This is a genomic window from Dietzia sp. CW19 (assembly GCF_014145265.1).
Taxonomy (GTDB): domain Bacteria; phylum Actinomycetota; class Actinomycetes; order Mycobacteriales; family Mycobacteriaceae; genus Dietzia; species Dietzia natronolimnaea.
On the sequence record NZ_JAALEE010000392.1, the window covers coordinates 1 to 3,284 of the forward strand.

4 protein-coding genes are annotated in these 3,284 nt (G+C 72.4%); 2 read left to right on the forward strand and 2 right to left on the reverse strand.

The genetic code is table 11. From position 1 onward, the window contains the following. Both G6021_RS11955 and hemE read right to left on the reverse strand, forming a co-directional pair. Nucleotides 1-556: FAD-dependent oxidoreductase (locus tag G6021_RS11955; protein WP_182641375.1), on the reverse strand; the 556-nt coding region annotated here is incomplete at its 3' end. A 2-nt stretch (nucleotides 557-558) separates the two neighbouring features. After that, the gene (hemE, locus tag G6021_RS11960; protein WP_182641376.1) at nucleotides 559-1,674 is read right to left on the reverse strand and encodes a uroporphyrinogen decarboxylase; all 1,116 of its coding nucleotides are present in this window, start codon (nucleotides 1,672-1,674) and stop codon (nucleotides 559-561) included. Between the two features lie 106 nt (nucleotides 1,675-1,780). On the opposite strand from hemE, the gene G6021_RS11965 reads away from it, so the two are divergent. Together G6021_RS11965 and G6021_RS11970 are read left to right on the forward strand one after the other, a co-directional pair. Continuing rightward, complete coding sequence (locus G6021_RS11965; RefSeq protein WP_179525398.1) at nucleotides 1,781-2,368, forward strand: DUF3000 domain-containing protein; 588 nt, start codon at nucleotides 1,781-1,783, stop codon at nucleotides 2,366-2,368. Next, nucleotides 2,365-3,284 (forward strand): HRDC domain-containing protein (locus G6021_RS11970; protein ID WP_182641377.1); only part of this gene is annotated, 920 nt, incomplete at its 3' end. The genes G6021_RS11965 and G6021_RS11970, both read left to right, overlap by 4 nt.

The window sequence follows — 3,284 nt, forward strand, 5'->3', positions numbered from 1 at the left end:
CGAGACCGGGGATGACCTGCCGCAGGCCGAGTCCCGAGCTGGGGGCGGCGTACACCCCGCCGAGCATGGGATCGACGAGCCGCGAGACCACCGCGTCGCCGAACCGGTCGGCCACGAGCCGGCCCAGCGAGACGTCCCCGCCGGGTTCCCACTCCAGCGGCGTGTCCGTCTCACGGGCGGCGACGGCCGACTCACCGGGGCTCAGCACACCGGACAGGCCGGCCACGTCGGACGGCAGCCCCATGAGGGTGCCGACCGGCATCGGGACCAGTCGACCGTCGGTGAGGATCGCCGGGCCGAGCGGTCCGGGGTGCCGCAGGGTGTCTGTCAGCCCCAGCTCGGCGACGAGCTCGGAGGCCTCCGGTCGGCGACCGATGAATGCCTCGGCCCCCAGCTCCATGGGGCCGGACGGGAAGTCGACGGTGTGCAACGCCCCACCGAGGGAGTCCGACGCCTCGAGGACCGTGATCCGTGCGCCGGGCAGGTCGAGGGAGAGCTGATAGGCGGCGGTGAGTCCGCTGAGACCGCCACCGACCACCGCGACACGAGGGGGCATCCCTACGTCCCGGTCAGCTCGTGGACCAGCTCGACCACGTGGGTCACGGCACCCGGGTCGGTGGCGGGCAGGACGCCGTGCCCGAGGTTGAACACGTGCCCGCGGGCGCCCAGCTCACGTGCCCGCGCCCCCTCGTCGAGGATCCTCCGGACCTCGGAGTCCAGCGCCTGACGGTCGGCGAAGAGCATGGCGGGGTCGAGGTTGCCCTGGAGCACCTTGCCCGGAGCCCGCACCGCGGCGTCGTCGAGCGGGATGCGCCAGTCCACACCGACGACCTCTGGACCGGCCTCACCCATCGCCCCGAGCAGTTCTCCGGTGCCCACGCCGAAGTGGGTGCGGGGAACCGTGGAGATCACCTCGTCGGCGAAGATCCCGGTGGAGTGCGGGAGCACCATCGACCGGTAGTCCCGCAGGCTCAGCGCCCCGGCCCACGAGTCGAACAGCTGGACGGCGTCCACGCCCGCATCGATCTGCGCGCGCAGGAACACCGTGGTCAGGTCCGCCAACTTGGACATCAGTGCATGCCAGACGTCGGGGCGGGAGTACATCAGGGACTTCGTGTGCTCATGGTTACGGCTCGGTCCGCCCTCGATGAGGTAGGAGGCGAGGGTGAAGGGGGCGCCGGCGAAGCCGATGAGCGCGACCTCCGGGTCGAGCTCCGCCACCACCATGCGGACCGCCTCGCCGATCTTCTCGAGCCGGTCCGGGGTGAGATCGGGAAGCGCGGCGACCCCGGCCTCGTCGCGGATCGGCGATGCCACCACGGGCCCGGTGCCCGGCACGATGTCGATGTCCACACCCGCCGCCGCCAGCGGGATGACGATGTCGGAGAAGAAGATCGCGGCGTCCACCCCGTGACGGCGGACCGGCTGCAGGGTGACCTCGCAGGTCATCTCGGGGTCGAAACAGGCCTCGAGCATGGTGCTCCCGGTCCGGAGTTCGCGATACTCGGGAAGCGAGCGACCCGCCTGACGCATGAACCACACCGGCGTGTGAGCGGCACCGGTGCCCCCGACTTCGTCGAGGTAGGGGCCGGTCCCGGCCCGGAGCGCGGTGGCGCGGCCGGCGCCCTGGGTGTCAACGGACCTGGGATTCGAGGGCACATCGGAGTTCAGCACCCCCCCATGGTCCCACGAGTGCGCCACCGGGGCCCTCCACCCCACCCCGGTGGGCGACGGCGCGCCTCCTCGGGACGCCGCCGGGTGGTGGCTAGCGTGACGACCCGTGAGCACATCGGTCAATGACGGCGAGCCCGAGGTCTTCCGGGAGGCGGTCGAGTCGCTGTCCCGGCTCGAGGTCCGCCCTGAGATCTCTGTCGGCCCGATCCGTCCGCCGCAGAGACTGGCGCCGTACAGTCATGCGCTCGGGGTGGAGATCATCCCGCCGACCGGGGACGATGTGCCCGAGTTCTCCGACGGGGACGCGTTCGGTCGGCTGATCCTCCTCCACGACCCCTCCGGGGACGACGCGTGGAACGGCACGCTGCGGCTGGTCGCCTACATCCAGGCCGACATGGAGGCCTCACTCGCGGGCGATCCCCTGCTGCCCCAGGTCGCCTGGAGTTGGCTCACCGAGGCGCTCGACGAGGACGCCGGACCGTACACGTCGCTGGGCGGAACCGTCACCAGCACCGCGTCGGTCCGCTACGGCGACATCTCCGGACCACCCCAGGCCCACCAGCTCGAGTTGCGCGCGTCGTGGACCGCCCTCGAGTCGAACCTGACCGGTCACGCCTCCGCCTTCTGCAAGACGCTCTCCCTGGCGGCCGGACTCCCGCCGGTCGGCGTGACCTCCCTGCATCGTCGGGCGTGAGCGGCCGACGACGCGGAGAGACCCCGCCGGGGGCGCCGCCGCCCCCGGCGGAGTACGAGTTCGTGGACGACGCCTCCGGCATCGGGTCGGTCGCCTCCGTCGTGGAGTCCTCGGCCGGACCGGTCGCGGTGGACGTCGAGCGCGCGTCGGGGATCCGCTACTCCGAGCGCGCCTTCCTCCTGCAACTACGCCCCGCCGGCGGGGCCGCACTGCTGGTGGACCCCGAGACGCCGGGCCAGACGGTCGGGCCGCTCGCGGGCGTCCTCTCCGGGCGCCCCCTGCTCCTGCATGCCGCGAGCCAGGACCTCCCGTCACTCCGTGAGCTCGGGATCAGGCCGACGTCTGTCATCGACACCGAACTGGCCGGGCGGTTCCTCGGGATGGAACGGGTGAACCTCGGGGCGATGATCTCGGAGCACCTGGGCATCGGGCTGGCCAAGGCCCACTCGGCGGCGGACTGGTCGCGACGCCCGTTGCCCGCATCCTGGCTCGACTACGCCGCCTACGACGTCCTCTTCCTCCACGAACTGGCGGACGCGGTACTCCCCCGGCTCGACGAACTCGGCCGCCGCGACTGGTTCGAGGCCGAGTGCCGACACCTCGTCGACTCGGATCCGCCCGCCCCCGCCCCGGATCCCTGGCGCAGGCTGGCCCGCCTGACCTCCCTGCGCGACGCCCGCCAACTCGCCCGGGCACGGGAGTTGTGGATGGCGCGTGACCGGGTGGCCGCGGAGCGAGACATCGCTCCCAAGAGGCTGCTCACCGATGCGGCGATCATCGAGGCGGCACGCACCGCGCCGACGAACCGCACCGACCTGCTCGCGATCGAGGGGTTCGACGGCCCGCACCGCAGACGCCTGGCGGACGAGTGGCTGGCGGCGTTGGAGTGGGCCGCCGAACTCGGGCGTGGCGACCT